Origin of the sequence: Psychroflexus sp. MES1-P1E, from assembly GCF_002836055.1 — a bacterium.
GTDB lineage: Bacteria > Bacteroidota > Bacteroidia > Flavobacteriales > Flavobacteriaceae > Psychroflexus.
This window is the reverse complement of sequence record NZ_PJBS01000325.1, coordinates 1-16,818: the sequence shown is the minus strand read 5'-3', so window position 1 is coordinate 16,818 and position 16,818 is coordinate 1. Positions and strand designations below refer to the sequence as shown.

Here is a 16,818-nt window from a genome sequence, read left to right as displayed (position 1 = left end):
GACGACAACCTAGCTCAGCAGAAATTTTTTGATAAATCGAAGTTAAAAACAGTAGCATAGCCTTAGTTAGAGTAATTATTTTTAATAAAAACAGGCAAAAAAAGCCTGTGCCGAATTTGTTTCGGTAAACCGATTTATGGCGACATCATAGGTTTTAAAAATTTAAACTTTCGTAAAATATGATGTGCATCATTTCATTCACTACATTTATTCAAAATATAAAAACAAAACTTTAAACTATAATACCATGGCCAAATCTCAAGATTCAAAGAAAAATGTAAAAAAAGAGGCAGCATTAACCCCTAAAGAAAAAAAGGCTGCAAAATTGGCTAAAAAAGCAAAGCGTACCTAAGGGTTAAAGCGTTTATAAAAAAACTTTTTTAGTGAATAGAAAGACGTAATCAATTCATTATAAATGCTTGAGTCAACTTTTATTTTCATGCTACTAAAGATAAATGCGTTGGCTTTAGTAGCGTGAAAAAAATAGTTTGGAATGTATAGGTTTTCATATCCTTAGACGTCGGGATCATTTCAGTTCCTGAATAGTGTCTTCTATAAATCTGTCAATTAGATAATTTCAGGTAGACCACTTATAACATGTCCACCTCAATTATAAACCGATAAATCAAGTGTATTCTGGAACCTTACCGACTACCCCCACATAAAATTTCTGTAACTCTTTTAAATCCTTTTTATAATCACCTGTCGTGTAAAAGGGTTTTGAAATCTTGACTGTTTTTGTAGGGTAATCAAAGGCTACAGCAGTAATTGGGACTTTTGCATCTTGAGCGATGTAGTAAAATCCACTCTTCCATTTTTCTACCTTTTTTCTTGTTCCTTCTGGAGCTATAGAGAGATGAAATTTTTCTTTAGAGTTGAACATGCTTACAATCTGTTCCACTTTATTTTGCTTGGAGGACCGTTCAATGGGTTCTCCACCCATCCACTTGAAATACCAACCCAATGGAGAATCAAAAAGTTCTTTTTTGCCCACAAAACTAATGGGCACTTTTATAATATTCCTCGTGAATACACCAACAAAGAAATCATGCCAGCTTGTATGAGGGAAGACTATAACAACACTCTTAGGGGTGTCTTTATAAAATTGACCCTTAATTGACCAACCTAGTATAGTTTGAAATATAAATTTAGCTAATAGCATTGTAAAGTAGTATAGTTATTAAGGTGACTAATTTTCTATAATCCTGTATATCTTACACATTTTATAAAGTGTTACTTGGGTAAAAATACACCTCTAATCTATTATTATTATAATTTATAGAATAAATTCTTTACTTACTATTCACCATTCAAGTCCTTATTGCATGCAACTTAAGTTTCAAGGCGATCTTCAATAAATTGAAGGCTTAATTATCAATCAAAAAAATAACTACAAATTCAGCTTATAAATGCATTTGCTTAGAGGGATACTATCAAAAAATAATTGATAAAACTCTGTTCCACTTTAGTCCTTCTTAAAATCCTCAATATTTAGATCGCGATCAATTGCTGAAAAAAGTTGACCATCAGGACCATTATTTTCAATTAAAACTAAAGCAAGTGCCCCTAATAAAAATTCTTCTACAGCATAATCGGTATTTGAATCTCCTAAGTCAGTCCACAATCAACTAGGGTCAAGCCTATTTATTCTCGCACTATTATTTTCAAAATTTACGGTGATATCATCAGTAAGTTTATAAACAGCACACTTTGAAGCATCAAAAGGGGGAGTCCTGGCTGGTCTTCTATTCCAAAGATAAGATTGACTTCACGTCCAAAAGCGTTTTCTATCAGTGTTGGAATGAACACTGCAGTTAATCGAGACATCGCATAGACCTTTAGTTTAAAACCAATTATACAACCCTCAAAACTATATACAGCATTGCCTTTTCGAATTACAAATTGTTTACACTGTTTTTATAAAATTTTGCGTAACTATTTTAAAAGTAATATCTTGTTATGCCATAAATAAATTAGACTCTTGCGCTTAAAGTTTTACCTTTCTCTATTAGTTATATTATGTTGTGTTAACGTGGCTGATGCACAGTTAAATGCTCAAGTCATTGGTGATGCGATAGACCAAGGTAATAATTGCTATACCATTACTCAAGACCAAGAGTTTCAAGTTGGTGGGGTGTGGTATGACAACCCTATTGATTTTGATACAGACTTTACTATTTTCTATCAAAATAATTTTGGGTCTAGAGATTTCGGTGGAGCAGACGGTATGGCCTTGGTATTTAAGGATAATCCTACTCCTATTTTAGGGGATCCAGGAGGAGGTTTAGGTTATTCAGGCATAACTCCTTCCTTGACTATTGAATTTGATACTTTTCAGAATACTGACTTTGGCGATCCTGCAGGGGATCATATTTCCATAATGCGCAACGGAAATCCCAACCATAATTCAGGGGATAATTTAAAAGGGCCTGTTCTGGCCAACGGGACGAATCCAAATATAGAAGATGGGATTGCACATGAAGTAAGAATCGAATGGGATGCCTCTACCAACACCTTAAGTGTATTTTTTGATTGTGAGGAGCGTCTTACCTTAATTAATGATGTGAAAAATACTATTTTCTCAGGTGATGATTCAGTTTTTTTCGGATTTGTGGGCTCTACAGGTGGTGATACTAATATCCATGAGGTATGTTTTAATCGAGTTTCCTTTGTAGATAATCTACAACTGGATGATGAAGTTATTTGTGAAAACGGATCCGTCCAAGTAGATGCTACTATTCCTAGTGGATTTACCTACAGTTGGTCTCCAGCTAATGGGGTGAGTGATTCCAATAGTCCTAATCCAGTCTTATCGCCTGCCTTAACTACAACGTATACAGTTACAATTAGCGATGCTTGTGGAGAAACGACCACAGAAGAATTAACGGTTACAGTAAAACCACTCATTACCATAGAACCTGTTTTTAACCCTGTTCCACCCATCTGCGAGGGAGATTCCTTAAATCCGTTACCCACAACATCAGAAGATATGATTACTGGAACATGGTTACCTGAATTGAATAATTCTATAACTACGACCTATACATTTACACCTTTAGCTACGGAATGTGCGCCTGAAACCACACTGGTTATTGAAGTTGTTTCTTCCATAATTCCTATCTTTAATTCTGTTGATCCCGTCTGTCCTGGTGAATTTTTAGCTGATTTGCCTGCAACTTCAAACAACGGTATTGTGGGGATTTGGATCCCCGCTATAAATAATAGGCTTACGACAGTCTATACTTTCACACCAGACTCAGGACAAGGCTGTGCGACGTCTACAACGCTTGAAATTCTTATAACCGATCCTGATATTCCCACATTTAATCCCATTGATCCTATTTGTGAAGGAGAAACTCTAGCAGAATTGCCCACCACTTCCAATGAAAGCATTATAGGATCCTGGTCACCTGCTTTAAATAATATGGTCACCACCCTCTATTTATTTGAGCCAGATCCTGGTCAGTGTGCTTCAGATAACGTAAGCCTAGAAATTCAAGTCATTTCTATAAGTCAACTTTCTATAGATATTGATCTTAGTTCAGAAGCGTTTAGTGAAAACCAAGTTGCAGTTATTAATGTTTCAGGAGGAACAGGCGCTTATGAGTTTCAGTTGAATAATGGCGATTGGATAGAAGAGAATACCTTTAGTCACCTTCAAGGTTGCGAAGAATACGAAATAAGAGCTCGTGAAACTTCAGGCTGTAGTAATATAGCAGCTGTTAACTTCCGGGTTTTAGATTATCCAAAGTTTTTCACACCTAATGGAGATTTTAGAAATGACAGTTGGAATATTGAGTGCTTAAAAGACCAAGTAGGAGCAAGGATTAGTATTTATGATCGCTATGGGAAAATGCTAGCTTCTATAAACCCAAGTCGTTTTGGCTGGGATGGTACCTACAACGGTGCTTTTATGCCAACAAATGACTATTGGTTTAGAGTGGAATACCTCAACAAGGAAGGCCAGCCAAAAGTCTTCACTTCAAATTTCACCCTAAAGCGCTAATCGGACCTAAGCCGCATTGCTTTTTGAGACTTAAGTTTCATTTTCATTGCGTTTAGTTGCAAACGGAAGAACAAAAAAGATAAATTTTAAGTAGTTTCATCTTTTAATTAGCACTCTTATGAAAAAGGTAATCATCGCTTCAAAGAATCCCGTCAAAATCCAATCCGTTAAAAATGGATTTGAAAAAATGTTCCTTGACCAAGATTTTGAATTTATAGGAATATCGACGCCTTCAGGTGTTGCTGACCAACCTTTTAGCAATAGTGAAACTTTTCTTGGAGCCCAAAATAGAGCAAATACTATTTTCACCAAATTTAAAGACGCCGATTTTCATGTTGGAATTGAGGGTGGAATAGAACATTTTGAAAATGAAATGGAGGCTTTTGCATGGGTCTTCATCATATCTAAGGACAAGCGTGGAAAAGCGAGAACAGGAACTTTCTTTCTTCCCAACGAAGTAGTTAACCTCGTAAAAGAGGGAAAAGAACTCGGGGATGCTGATGATATCGTTTTTAACCGTCGCAACTCCAAACAAGAGAGTGGGGCTGTAGGAATTTTGACAGGAGATGTTATCGACAGAACTAAGTATTATACTGAAGCGGTAATTTTAGCCCTAATTCCATTTAAGAATGTGGATTTGTATTAGATTTTTTTTATCTTTTTATAACTTACTTTCCCATACTTAATGCACCCTTAGGCTTTCTCTGTCTTAGTCATAGAGACCAATACCAAGAGGTGAACAGTTTGGTGATTGGGTAAGGTTTGCTCCTGTTTTTTAGAAAAACTCGTTATATCTCTGTGGTTTTACAGCATAAAACAATATTTTCGAGGTTGTTTTAAAATTCTAATCAGAAAAAAATGATCACAAAACTTATCGTCCTATCCGTTTATGTAGCTATTCTATTTTTAATTGGAATACTCGCTTCACGGAGAGTAAAAAGCATGAGTGATTACTATTTAGGAGGTAAAAAAATGGGCTTTTGGGCGGTTGCTTTTTCGGCTAGAGCAACTGGTGAATCTGGATGGCTATTAATCGGTCTTACGGGAATGGGAGCGATTGCAGGTTATTCTGGTTATTGGGTGGTTGCTGGTGAAGTCCTTGGTGTTTTTCTGTCTTGGCAGTTTATGGCCAAAAAATTCAAAAGGCGAACAGACAACTACAATTCTATTACTATTCCTGATTATCTCCAAAGTCATTTTAAATCCTCCACCAATACCCTCCGAATTTTATCGGCCTCTGTTCTTGTGGTTTTCGTCATCATTTATGTCGCCTCCCAAATGGATGTTACAGGAATTGCATTCGAATCCATGCTCAATATTGACTATCGAATTGGGGCCTTAGTCGGTTTTAGCATTGTTCTCCTCTATATTTTTATCGGTGGCTTTGTCGCTGCAGTTTGGTCAGATATGTTTCAGGGTGTTTTAATGTTTTTTGGTTTAGTTTTAATCCCCATTGTGGTTTGGTTTTCTATGGATCATGGTGCTGGAGTTACCGAAGGCTTAAATGCTATTGACCCCACTCTTACCCAAATAATGGGCAGAAGTGAAGACGGATGGATGAATTTTTTTACAATTCTTGGTTTTTCTATGATTGGTTTGGGCTTCTTAGGATCACCCCAAGTTTATGTTCGCTTTATGTCTATTGAAAGTGAGAAAGAGATAGATAAAGGGAAGTGGGTAGCCTTGCTTTTTACGCTCTTAACCGATGCTGCAGCAGTAACGATAGGTATTTTAGCCCGAATTTATTTTACAAAAGAAGGGCAAGATCCTGAAGCCGTATTGGGAACTGGTGGCGAAGATGTTTTGAGTATGATCACTCACGAGTTTTTACCCACCATTCTAGTAGCGATTTTTATTGCTATTGTGCTTTCAGCCATTATGTCGACTATCGATTCTCTTCTCATTCTGGCCTCTAGTGCTGTGACCCGCGATTTCTATCAAAAAATATTCAGACCAGATTTAAAAGATAAAGACTTAACGAAACTTTCAAGACTCGTTACTGTTGCCATGGCTATGGCTGCCCTTGGCATTGCTATTTTATTATATAACCTGTATCCGGACAGGCAAGTTTTCTGGATTATGATTTTTGGATGGTCTGGAATTGCGGCTACGTTCTGTCCTGTCATTATTTTATCTCTTTTCTGGAAAGGCTATTCAGAACAAGGTGCGATTGTTTCTATGATTACTGGGTTTGTCTCAGTGATTCTATTCAAATTTGTATTTGCTAATTTGGAAGGAATAGGAGTCTATTTTCAAAAATTAGATGTCTTGGCGCCCTCTTTTGCGTTGGCAATGATAACAGGATACATCGCTTCAAAAATATATCCACCTAAGCCTAGTCATGATAGATAAAACCGATTTTTTATAGCTTTTTAAGGGCCCAATCAAAGATCGATAAAGAAAACAATTAATTTAAAATTCAGGGTTTGTGAATAAAAAGATTGTTTTAATAACTCTAACTGTTTCAAAGGATCAATCCCCTTTTGCGTTAGATTTAATGTACACATCCATCTGAGGAAAAGGAATAGTCACCTTATTTTGAATGAATTTCTTAGTAATAATTCTTCTTATATCGCTTTTTACTTTATTAATTCTAAAGATATTTTTACTGTAGAATAGGATTTGAAAATCCAGTGATGAATTTCCAAAATTAACCAATCTAACCTCAACCAAATCTTTTTCAAAAATATCGGAATGTTCTAAAGCACTTTCTTCAAGAATTTTAAGGACTAGATCAACATCACTCGCATATGAAACACCAACATCAATTCTAAAGCGAGTTTTCTTTGTTTGGTGGCTCCAGTTTATTACCTTATTTGTAGTGATTAATGAGTTTGGAATTATAATGGAGATGTCATCTGTGTTTAAGCCTTTAGATGATCGTAAACCAATCTCCTGAATTTTAACTACATCGCCATCTATTTCTAATATATCTTCAATTTTAATAGATCTTTCTGAAAGTAAAATTATTCCTGAAATGATATCATTAAAAGTCTGCTGCAATCCTAGTCCAATTCCAACAAGTAAAGCGGCAGAACCCGCAATTAAAATGGTGACTTTAACTCCAAATGTTTCCAGAATAAGGCCGGCAGCAATTATCCAAATTACATATTTTATTAATTGGAATGAAGCATAAGAATTTCCCTCATTGAATTTTGCTAGTTTCTTTTTACGAAAAATAGACCTTTTAATCAACCACAAAACTATTTTCGTTACGACTATAATTAGGAGTATGACAAACAGCGAAATAATCTTTAAGTTATATTGTCCGATACTTATAATCTCAAATTCTAAAATCTTCTCAATATGCCCCATATCATCGCTTTATTTATTAAATATTTAATATAGACATTCTTGTAAATTTTTTATCCATTATGATTAATATTTATTTTTCATTTTCAAATTTTTATAGTCAAGCCGTTTTTTAGCTATTTGTTAGGTTGTTGTTTAAGGTTAATTGCGTGTTTTAGGCACTATTATTAGCAAACAAATCACAGATAAAAATCATAGTATCTTGATGCCCTAGGGTTTGCAAATAGGCTAGAACTATCAGTTATTATAGCCGGTGTTCTGTAGATTTTATTTCTATATAGTCGGCAAAATGAATATCTATAAGAATGATTTTGTTCCATAATACATATTTTACACTTTTCAAATTTTTAATTCGGTTTATTGAAATAGATCCGGCTCTTGATGGTCCGATTGAAATAATTAACCATTTCTCATTGAATGTACTATTCCAATTTTGCATGAGTTTTGTTTTAGATTCAATCATTGGGATCAACCATTCAACTTTAGGAGGTATGTCGTCTGAAGCTATCCTTTGTGATATTAAAGTGGGAAAATCTCCAATTTTATGAATAAATATTCCTCTACTATTTTTTAAAGGATCATTTATATATCTTAAATTAATATTTTGCTTTACATTAAAAAAACAGATTCAACTTCTAAATCAGTTGAACTCTTTTCAGAAATATAAGGTTTGTAATTTATATCGATAGTATAACCTTGAGGATAATGTTCAAGCAGTTTTTTTTTAATTTTTGATGAAAATTATTTAAATAGCGTTCTCGTTGACGCAAATCTGATCCTTTTGCCGAGTAGTCGGGATAGAATTCCGTCACTTCACAACCAATTTTCTTTCCTTCCCCTCTTAAGATAAAATCAGGAGATTCAAAATCTTCAATTTCATAAGATTGATTGGACGCTTGAAGATACTTTTTAACTGCCAATCTCTCTATTTCTTTTGCTGTTAGCATGATTTGTAAATGTTACATAACTCTTCATATCAATACAACAATACATATTTATCTGAAACTACTCTTGGATAAACTAACAAAAAAATCAGGTTTGAATAGCATCACTGCTAGGTTTTGTTTGCTAAATTAATACATAAAAACAACCCCCACCACTAGACCTATCTTTTAGGGGTTGAGTAATACCGATCTAGTTTATAAATATTGCATTAAAAATTTGAATTATACTGCGACGTAGCTCAGCAGAGGTTTTATATTGAGGTTGCTAGGTTAGATATTATTCTTTCGACCTTTCTTACCGATAATTGGGTGAAATTCAATTTGCGATATGTCGTTGGCCATAAAAAATATAGACTAATTCAGCATTTGCTAAACGAGTAGATTTAAAAAAATAGAAGAGACAATAGATCAAGCAAAAATGACATCTATCCCTTAAGATGTGATGAAGATCCCTGATTAAAGAGTAGATCATAAGCTTCACTTTAGTTGAGGTATGTCATAGGATCTTGCAGAATTAATGGTTAAATTTAAATGAAATAAAAACAAAAGCTATGAATATCAATATCCAGTTTGTCAAAATGGAGACTAGTGAAAGTTTGAGTGAGTTTATCACCGAGAAACTTCAAAGGATTTTTATGAAATACGAATGGATAATCCGAATTGACGTCTTTATTAAAGTCGAAAATGATCCTACTGAAATGGGGAATATCTGCGACATGGAGGTTAGCCTTCCTGGTCCAAAACTATTTGCTACTTCCAATGAAAAGAATCACGAAATGGCCATAAAAGAAACTATTAGTGATATTGAGAGACAACTCAAAAAACGAAAAGCAAAATTTACAGATCAAAATATATCCTCTTAATTAAAACCAACAGTTAAGTTTTAATCATAAAGACCTAAAGGAGCTACTGAATACTAAGTTTTTTTGATTATTCAGTAGTTCCTTTTTAGCATAACCTAGTTTTTGATGCTTTCGGGTGGTTTGAGTTATTCTATTCAGGCGATGAATTTTTTTTAACAAACCATATTTTGTTTTAAGTGAATTTTTAAGGCTTTTTTTTGAAAACTCAACTAGTAGACTGGCTATGCATCCACGACTCCCTAGTCCTATAAAATCTACTCTTTCTCAAAAAGCAGCCTTAATTTTGTAATTGTTATAAGTTAGCTCTTATCTGTTCCTCACAAGGCATTAATTATGGTTTGAGCTGTTTTTAAAATAAGACTTTTTTTTCTCTGTAAACAGAGTTTTATGCTCTAAATAAAAATTCACAAAGTTTTTATAACACTCATCAGAATCCATTCGCTCATAATCAAACCACTTAAACACAATGAAAATTTGATAAGCAGCATCGGTATTGAATTCATTATCGTAGTGCTCTCGTCTTCCTATTCTTTTTCAACGACTTAGCCAAGGGTTTATATTCTTCTTCTTTTAAAAAGCTGGTCTGATGTAGAAATCGCATTTAAAAGCTCGCCAAGTTTTTGATAAAAAAATAATTTCGTCTTATTTGTCTTTCCCATTAGTTCTATAAACCAAGTTAGTTTATAACTAAATGGTTCTAGTTTAATTAGGTGTTTATAAATTGAAATCCTAATCAAAATTCCAGTTGTTTATAGTCAATTTTTAGCCTTTTTCGTTTGCTTCAGTCCCTAAAGGGAACAAAAAAGGCCTAACGTCATTACCATTATGAACATAATAGCCATTCTAAACTAGAGCCAACTAAATTTGAGTTTAAGCAGGTTTTTAGTTGCTATTAAAAGCATACCCTGTTGTTTACAGACTTAATATTTTGTAGTACTCCAATTTAGTAGATTTGGGTTCCAGGTAGCTGTGCCGCTCATCGTATTGCCTAAAAGAGTTCCCGTGAATAGATAGACATCGGTGTTCGTTGGATCTGAATCAATATCATAAGTTAATATATTTCCGCTTAAAGACCAGGTTCCATAGGAGGTATAAGTTCTAGGCGAGCTAGGTTCATCATAAAGCGTTGTTCTATCTGGGTTAAAAGTGACATCACCATTCGCTGTTTGACCATTGTCATAAGTAATTAAAAAATTCCACATAGTGCCATCTAAGCTTGATCTACTAAAAGATTATTGTGCGCCATAGCTTGTCCCCATTGTAGATTTATTATCACTATTGGTAGCATAAATTCTAAAATAATAGGTCGTATTAGTAACTAAATCAGTAATTGTATTTGTAAAGGTATTTGATGATTCTGTAGTTTTTCTCGTCATCAATTGTAGGATTTTCACTAGTACTCCAGCAAACACCTCGAGAAGTGATTTCATTGGCTCCTTCAGATAATACACTTCCGCTTATTTTTATTGAAGTGTAATTGGCTTCTAGATTACCACTCGTTGTTTCATTTGTTATAGTTGGAGCAAATAATTCATCGGTGTCGTCTGACTCACAGCTTGAAATTAAAATGACAGATAATAGTACAAAAGTTTTTTAAAATATGTTTTATCATAATCAATATGTTTTTATTTACCTACTTCAGAGTTTGGTTGGCTTTTCGGCTTATTCCCAACATTATTTTAAGCCAATTTTATTATTTACTTTTGAACTGAAATAATCTTAATTATGAAGTAAGTTATTGAAACTTTAACGAAAAATTATATGGATTCAGGTAAAGTTTGTTCAAGTTGGAATGTGGGTCTCGAATTATAAATGCCTTTAGATTATACTCATCTATTAAAATTGTAAAGAACGATGATATTTGTCAGCTTTATATTTACGTATCTTTAAAAAATGGATGCATTTAAAAAAGGGAGTAATATTTTTAAAATCCTATCTGAAGCAGTTTCAGAAGGTATAATTATCGTAAATTCCTCTCACATTATCGTGGAGACCAACGACTCCGCCAATCAGATTTTCGGATATGAAAAAGAAGAATTGATTGGGCAGCATTTGGATATTCTCATTCCCAACCAATACCGTCACGGTCATGATAAACATGTGGCTGGGTTTATGAAAAAAGGGCAAAAGCGGCAGATGGGCCGAGGGCGAGATTTATACGGCTGTCGCAAAGATGGCAGCGAATTTCCTGTTGAAGCGGGTTTAAACCCCTTTAGTGTCTATGATAGTAATTATGTAATGGCCTTAGTCATAGATATTTCGGTAAGAAAAAAAGCTGAACAGGAGTTGCAACATTGGGCAAACATCTTTAACGAATCTCTAAATGAGATCTTTATTTTTGATTCTAAATCGCTTCAATTTTTAAATGTAAATAAAGGGGCTCTAAAAAATATAGGTTATTCACTTGAAGAGCTTAAAACCATGACCCCTCTAAACATCAAGCCGGATTTTGATAGAATTCAATTTATTGAAAAAATAAAACCACTTCTTAATGATTCTTTGGATAAGTTGAAATTTAATACTATCCATAAACGCAAAGATGGCACTATATATCCTGTGGAAGTTCACCTTCAAAAATCATCTTTGCGAGAAAACGACATGTTGGTAGCGATTATACTCGATATTACAGAGCAGGAAAAATACACCCAGAAACTAGAGGAAACTGTAGATCAACGCACTCATCAACTCCAAAAAGCTTTAACGAAAGAAAAGGAGCTAGGAGAACTGAAAACCAAGTTTTTGTCTTTGGTTGCTCATGAGTTTAAAACCCCTCTTAGCGGTATTATGACCTCTGCGACTTTAGCTGGAAAATATCCCAAGGAAGAACAGCAAGTGAAACGTGAAAAACATTTAAAAACGATTAGAGGTAAGGTCAAGTATTTGAATAATATCATCAACGATTTTTTATCTATAGAGCGTTTAGAAAGTGGAAAGTTTAATTACTCTTTTACAAACTTTCCTATAAGCAAAGTGGTAAATGAAGTTATTTATGACGCAAATATGCTTTTAAAAGAAAACCAGCATATTGAATATCCAGACCATATAGATTCAATTTATTTGAACTTTGATGAAAAGATTTTAGAACTTATATTGACCAACCTCATCAATAATGCTATTAAGTATTCTTCTGAAGATTCTACAGTTTATATTGTAGCCGAAGAAATTGATGATACATTAGCTTTCTCTATTCGCGATGAAGGCATTGGAATTCCTGAAACAGAACAAAAACATATTTTTAACAGATACTTTAGGGCTGAAAACGCTCTATTGAATCAAGGAACAGGGATAGGTTTAAATATTGTAAAAACCCACTTGGAAAATTTAGGGGGGACTATCACTTTTACAAGTACTGAAGGTGAAGGCTCAGTATTTAAGGTGAAAATTCCTTCGAAGACCTCTTAATAAATAACTATGAAAACAATACTTTTAATAGAAGATGATAGCGCATTGAGAGAGAATACAGCAGAGCTGCTAGAACTCTCAGATTATATGGTACACTCAGCTCCTAATGGAAAAATAGGCATTGAAGCTGCCAAAAAACGACTACCAGATCTTATTGTTTGTGATATCATGATGCCAGAAGTCGATGGTTATGGGGTTTTAGAAGCTATTTCCTTGGAGCCTACCACCACTCACATTCCCTTTATTTTTCTCTCAGCCAAAACTGAACATAAAGAAATAAGAAAAGGAATGGATCTTGGGGCTGACGATTACCTCACCAAACCCTTCGAAGAAGAGGATTTACTAAGTGCTATTGAGAGTCGTCTCGCTAAAGTTAAAATTCTTTCAACAATGAAAGAAACTCCGTCCCATACTAATGAAGGTGAAGGAGATGTTCGAAATCTAAATGAGTTAAAAAATCTTTTTGATGATACAGGAGAGATTTTAAAATTTAAAAAGGGAGAAGTTATTTTTAAAGAATGTGCGCCGTCTCATAGAATTTTTCTTATTCTTAATGGGGTTGTTAAAAGTCATAAAATGGAGGAAAATGGTAAAGAGCTCATTACAGCCTTGTACAAACCTGATGACTTTTTAGGGTTCACCTCTTTTACAGACAATATTCCATACCAAGAAACGGCTACTGCTGTGGAAGAAGTGGAATTGGCGGGTATCTCAAAAAATGAGTTAAATACTATTTTAGTTCAAAATCAAAATGTCTCATTGGAATTAATGAATGTCCTTACAGAGTCTGTTTCTGAAATAAAGAAGCAGTTATTGCAAATGGCTTACAGTTCAGTAAGGAAAAAAACGGCACAAACTCTACTTCAGTTTGCCCTTCTTTTGAATAAAAAACCAGGGGATGCTATAAATATTTCTAGAAGTGATTTGGCAAGCGTAGCTGGCATAGCTCCAGAAAGTTTGATTCGAACTCTATCTGAATTCAAGAAAAAAGGGTTGATTGAAATAGCAGGCCGAAACATAAAAATCCTTCAATTAGAAAGTTTGGCAGAAGTACAATAATCCTTTAGTTGATTTTTATCATATTTATACGTCGCTGACATCGATACTTTTGTTCACACAAAAAGGACGATGCAGCATATTTTAATACCTACAGATTTTTCTCAGCATGCGTGGAACGCCACGAGCTATGCTTTACAGTTTTTTAAGAGTGTAAACACCACCTTTCATTTTTTTCACATCGAAAAGCCAAACGACTTAAGTGACCCCCCCCTAGACTTGGATAGTCTTGTCACCTCAAAGACAGCGTCAGAAGGGAGTTTAAAAATGAAAGAATGGAGGCAAAAGGTGACGGCTTATAATACCTCTACCAATCATTATTTCAAAGAGGAAAGTGTGGAGTCCTCTTTTGTAGAGGCTATAAAAACCTATATCATCAAGCATTCTATAGATTTATTGGTTATGGGTTCTAAAGGAAGTTCTTGCTTTACAGGAAGGACCATTGGCAGTAAAACAGCTAGGGTTATTACACGAGTAAAGTGTCCTGTACTTATAATTCCGGAAAAGGCTGTTTTTAAGAAACCAACCCGTATAGGTCTTTTAACTGACTTTAATCTGGTTTATAAAGATAAGGTTATTAAGACTTTACTGGCTGTGGCAGATATTTATAAATCGTCAATTAGTGTCTTACGCGTAGCACAAGTCGAAAATGCATTAGAGGATTCTCAAAATAGCAACAGGAAATTACTTAAAAACCAATTAAAAGAGGTTTCTCATAGTTTTCATGTGATAGAGAATCCAAATTTAGAAACAGCTGTGCAGTCCTTCGTAGATAGTATGCAGATAGAAATGATAGCCATGATTGCCAAAAATTTGAACCTTTTTCAGCGCCTGCTTTTTAAACCCCAAGACCCAAATAAAAATTATCCTATGCATATTCCATTTTTGGTTTTGCACGAATAAAAAAGGTATAGAATAGTCGATTATGATATTTGTCATTTTACAATCGACTGAGGTGCTTAATTTTAATGTCTCACTGAGGGTTTAAAAGGCCTACCTATAATAATTAGGTTTCCAAGAGCTTGGCTTGTGATTGTCAAATTATTTATGAATTCACGCCTTGAGGTTTTTGATTTAATCTTAAAAAAACGACAATATGCGAAAGATATTGATTCCTACAGACTTCTCCGAAACTGCAAAAAATGCAATACAATATGGTTTGGAGCTATTCAAACATCAGGAGAGTGAATTTATAATTATGCATGCCTATGCAGATGAGGTCTATAAGAATGGGATGGAAATGGATCAACAATTGTTCAATGTGTTTAAAGAAAACACCTGTCTGAAAGTGGAAAATCAGCTACAAAACGAGGTGATAGAATTTTCTGAGCTCTCTTCAAATCCTAAACATGCCTTTACCTACGGAGCCTGTTTTGGAAGCTTAGTGGATGAGACCAATGATCGTGTAAAAAGGGAAAATATCGATCTTTTGATTATGGGGACCAAAGGTAAAACCAACAATAAAGAGATCTCTTTCGGTAGCCACAAGCTCCAAGTTTTAAAATATATTAAATGCCCAGTTTTAGCAATTCCAACAGGCTTTAAAGAGACTTCTCTTCACACTATCGGTTTTGCAACCGACTATATGCTTCCTTTTAAAAAGCGAGAGTTAAGATTACTGAGCACCTTGGCGATGCAGCTCTATGCCGTTATTTATATGGTGTTTATTTCAGATTACAAAAGCTTATCTCGAAGACAACTAGACAATCGTTCCTTTTTAGAATATTGTTTAAGAGAAAACAAGACGGATTTTATCCAAGAAACTGGAAAAAATATTACTGAAGGAATAAATAAAATAGTGCAAGAACAAAATTTCGACATGTTAGTGATGGTAAATCAAAGGCATTCGTATCTAGAAAACTTGCTTTATCATTCTACTATTGAAAAAATAGGCTTACAAATTAAAATTCCCTTTTTAGTCTTACAAAATCTAAATCGCTAACCAAACACTTAATATCATGAAACAAATACTCTTGCCTACAGATTTTTCTGATAATGCCTATAACGCCATACAGTATGCATTGCAAATATTCAAAGAGGATAGTTGTATTTTTTTTATTTTACACACCTATACTCCTGTCATGATCTCATCAGGCAGCATGTTGGATAGCGAAACAGCATTATCTCTTCATACTATAGCGGAAAAAAGTGCTCAAAAAAAGATGAATGCTCTTATAGATAAGATTCAGAGTCAGTTTCCAAACCCAAAACACAGTATAAAAGGGCAGGTTTCCTTTAATTTACTGCTTACTGAAATGGAGAACTTGATTAATGAAAAGAATATAGATGTTGTGGTGATGGGTACTCAAGGAGCTACCGGGGCTAAAGAGGTCTTTATAGGAACACAAACCATGTATGCCATCAAGAAATTGAATTGTCCTTTATTGGCCGTGCCTGCGAATTTTGACTACGAAGCTCCCAAAGATATTTTGTTTCCCACAGATTTTAATCTAAGGAAAACCAACACATATTTAACGATGCTTCGCGAACTTTGTAATAGTCACGTTTCTCGTTTGCACATTTTAAATGCGTATTATGGTTATCCACTCACTGATGCTCAATTTGAAACCAAATCTTTTTTAGACGATTATTTCATCCATACTGCACACTTGTTTCACCTAGGTGAAGGCGGAGATGTACTTGAAGTTATAGAGCAATTTCAGTTAAAGATTAAGATCAATCTGATGGTAATGGTTCATAATAAACATAATTTTTTAGAAAATATACTTTTCAGACCTGTTATCAATCAAGTTGTATATCACACTCAGGTCCCCTTTTTAGTGATTCCTTCTGAAGAAAGACAATAAGGTCAGTTTTCAATCTCAGAACGCTATTTTTAAATACCTCAGCATTCCTAGAAATCAATTGATATGACTAATGGAGACTGATAAATATCATAGTTTGCAAGACGTATCTATTATATTTTTAAAGCTATAAGTACTAATGAAGGATAAAAGCTTTAAAATCATCAAGTCTTCTGGGGAAAAGGCAGATTTCTCTTTGTCTAAGCTACGGAGGAGTTTATTCAGTAGTGGCGCCGATGAACTGACTGTAGATAATATCCTTAATGTTGTTCGAGACGAATTGTATCAGTGTATTTCTACTAAGGAAATTTACAATAGGGCTTTCGCCTTATTAAAGAAAAGTAAATCGATTTATGCCTCTAAGTATAAATTGAAAAAAGCCATCTACGAATTAAGGCCTACTGGGTTTCCTTTTGAAAAATTCATAGATG

The 16,818-nt window shown here is 34.3% G+C and carries 18 protein-coding genes; 10 read left to right on the top strand and 8 right to left on the bottom strand.

Annotated features, from left to right (window positions below; translation table 11 throughout):
* Positions 1-625: 625 nt before the first annotated feature.
* From CXF67_RS14325 to CXF67_RS18320, 3 genes are all read right to left on the bottom strand, one after another.
* On the bottom strand, positions 626-1,162 hold the full coding sequence (locus CXF67_RS14325; RefSeq protein ID WP_102089369.1) for a 1-acyl-sn-glycerol-3-phosphate acyltransferase: 537 nt from the start codon (positions 1,160-1,162) through the stop codon (positions 626-628).
* 303 nt (positions 1,163-1,465) lie between these two features.
* Positions 1,466-1,624, bottom strand: coding sequence for a hypothetical protein (locus tag CXF67_RS18325; protein ID WP_180957977.1), 159 nt, complete (start codon positions 1,622-1,624; stop codon positions 1,466-1,468).
* 47 nt (positions 1,625-1,671) lie between these two features.
* On the bottom strand, positions 1,672-1,827 hold the full coding sequence (locus CXF67_RS18320; RefSeq protein ID WP_180957976.1) for a hypothetical protein: 156 nt from the start codon (positions 1,825-1,827) through the stop codon (positions 1,672-1,674).
* Between the two features lie 205 nt (positions 1,828-2,032).
* Here CXF67_RS18320 and CXF67_RS14320 point away from each other — a divergent pair, with 205 nt between their 5' ends.
* The 3 genes from CXF67_RS14320 (at position 2,033) to CXF67_RS14310 (ending at position 6,358) form a co-directional block, all read left to right on the top strand.
* Positions 2,033-4,006, top strand: a complete 1,974-nt coding sequence (locus CXF67_RS14320; RefSeq protein WP_257984702.1) for a lectin-like domain-containing protein — start codon at positions 2,033-2,035, stop codon at positions 4,004-4,006.
* A 118-nt stretch (positions 4,007-4,124) separates the two neighbouring features.
* Entirely contained in the window at positions 4,125-4,652 is a 528-nt protein-coding gene (yjjX, locus tag CXF67_RS14315; RefSeq protein WP_102089367.1) for an inosine/xanthosine triphosphatase, read from the top strand.
* Positions 4,653-4,864: 212 nt separating this feature from the next.
* Positions 4,865-6,358, top strand: coding sequence for a sodium/proline symporter (locus tag CXF67_RS14310; protein ID WP_102089366.1), 1,494 nt, complete (start codon positions 4,865-4,867; stop codon positions 6,356-6,358).
* Positions 6,359-6,478: 120 nt separating this feature from the next.
* Here the strand turns inward: CXF67_RS14310 and CXF67_RS14305 are convergent, their stop codons facing one another.
* The 3 genes from CXF67_RS14305 to CXF67_RS14295 all read right to left on the bottom strand — a co-directional run bounded on the left by CXF67_RS14305 (position 6,479) and on the right by CXF67_RS14295 (position 8,265).
* Complete coding sequence (locus CXF67_RS14305) at positions 6,479-7,321, bottom strand: mechanosensitive ion channel family protein (protein WP_102089365.1); 843 nt, start codon at positions 7,319-7,321, stop codon at positions 6,479-6,481.
* Positions 7,322-7,562: 241 nt separating this feature from the next.
* Positions 7,563-7,757, bottom strand: coding sequence for a hypothetical protein (locus CXF67_RS14300; RefSeq protein WP_102089364.1), 195 nt, complete (start codon positions 7,755-7,757; stop codon positions 7,563-7,565).
* 238 nt (positions 7,758-7,995) lie between these two features.
* Entirely contained in the window at positions 7,996-8,265 is a 270-nt protein-coding gene (locus CXF67_RS14295; RefSeq protein WP_102089363.1) for a hypothetical protein, read from the bottom strand.
* 548 nt (positions 8,266-8,813) lie between these two features.
* Between CXF67_RS14295 and hpf the strand changes: the two genes are divergently transcribed.
* Complete coding sequence (gene hpf, locus CXF67_RS14290; RefSeq protein WP_102089362.1) at positions 8,814-9,125, top strand: ribosome hibernation-promoting factor, HPF/YfiA family; 312 nt, start codon at positions 8,814-8,816, stop codon at positions 9,123-9,125.
* 920 nt (positions 9,126-10,045) lie between these two features.
* On the opposite strand, the gene CXF67_RS14285 is transcribed toward hpf, so the two are convergent.
* Positions 10,046-10,327, bottom strand: coding sequence for a hypothetical protein (locus CXF67_RS14285; RefSeq protein ID WP_102089361.1), 282 nt, complete (start codon positions 10,325-10,327; stop codon positions 10,046-10,048).
* A gap of 30 nt (positions 10,328-10,357) precedes the next feature.
* The gene (locus tag CXF67_RS17895; RefSeq protein ID WP_145990475.1) at positions 10,358-10,555 is read right to left on the bottom strand and encodes a fibronectin type III domain-containing protein; all 198 of its coding nucleotides are present in this window, start codon (positions 10,553-10,555) and stop codon (positions 10,358-10,360) included.
* Positions 10,556-11,018: 463 nt separating this feature from the next.
* Between CXF67_RS17895 and CXF67_RS14280 the strand changes: the two genes are divergently transcribed.
* The 6 genes from CXF67_RS14280 to CXF67_RS14255 all read left to right on the top strand — a co-directional run.
* Positions 11,019-12,527 carry a sensor histidine kinase gene (locus CXF67_RS14280; protein WP_102089360.1) on the top strand — a complete coding sequence of 503 codons (1,509 nt, stop codon included), beginning with the start codon at positions 11,019-11,021 and terminating at the stop codon, positions 12,525-12,527.
* Between the two features lie 9 nt (positions 12,528-12,536).
* Positions 12,537-13,586, top strand: coding sequence for a response regulator (locus CXF67_RS14275; protein WP_102089359.1), 1,050 nt, complete (start codon positions 12,537-12,539; stop codon positions 13,584-13,586).
* Between the two features lie 69 nt (positions 13,587-13,655).
* Positions 13,656-14,486 (top strand): universal stress protein, encoded by an 831-nt coding sequence (locus CXF67_RS14270; RefSeq protein WP_102089358.1) that lies wholly within the window; start codon positions 13,656-13,658, stop codon positions 14,484-14,486.
* A 193-nt stretch (positions 14,487-14,679) separates the two neighbouring features.
* A complete protein-coding gene (locus CXF67_RS14265; protein ID WP_102089357.1) occupies positions 14,680-15,525 on the top strand; it encodes a universal stress protein in 846 nt (281 codons plus the stop codon).
* A 16-nt stretch (positions 15,526-15,541) separates the two neighbouring features.
* The gene (locus CXF67_RS14260) at positions 15,542-16,390 is read left to right on the top strand and encodes a universal stress protein (RefSeq protein WP_102089356.1); all 849 of its coding nucleotides are present in this window, start codon (positions 15,542-15,544) and stop codon (positions 16,388-16,390) included.
* Positions 16,391-16,526: 136 nt separating this feature from the next.
* The coding region (locus CXF67_RS14255) for an ATP cone domain-containing protein (protein ID WP_257984701.1) at positions 16,527-16,818 on the top strand (292 nt) is incomplete at its 3' end.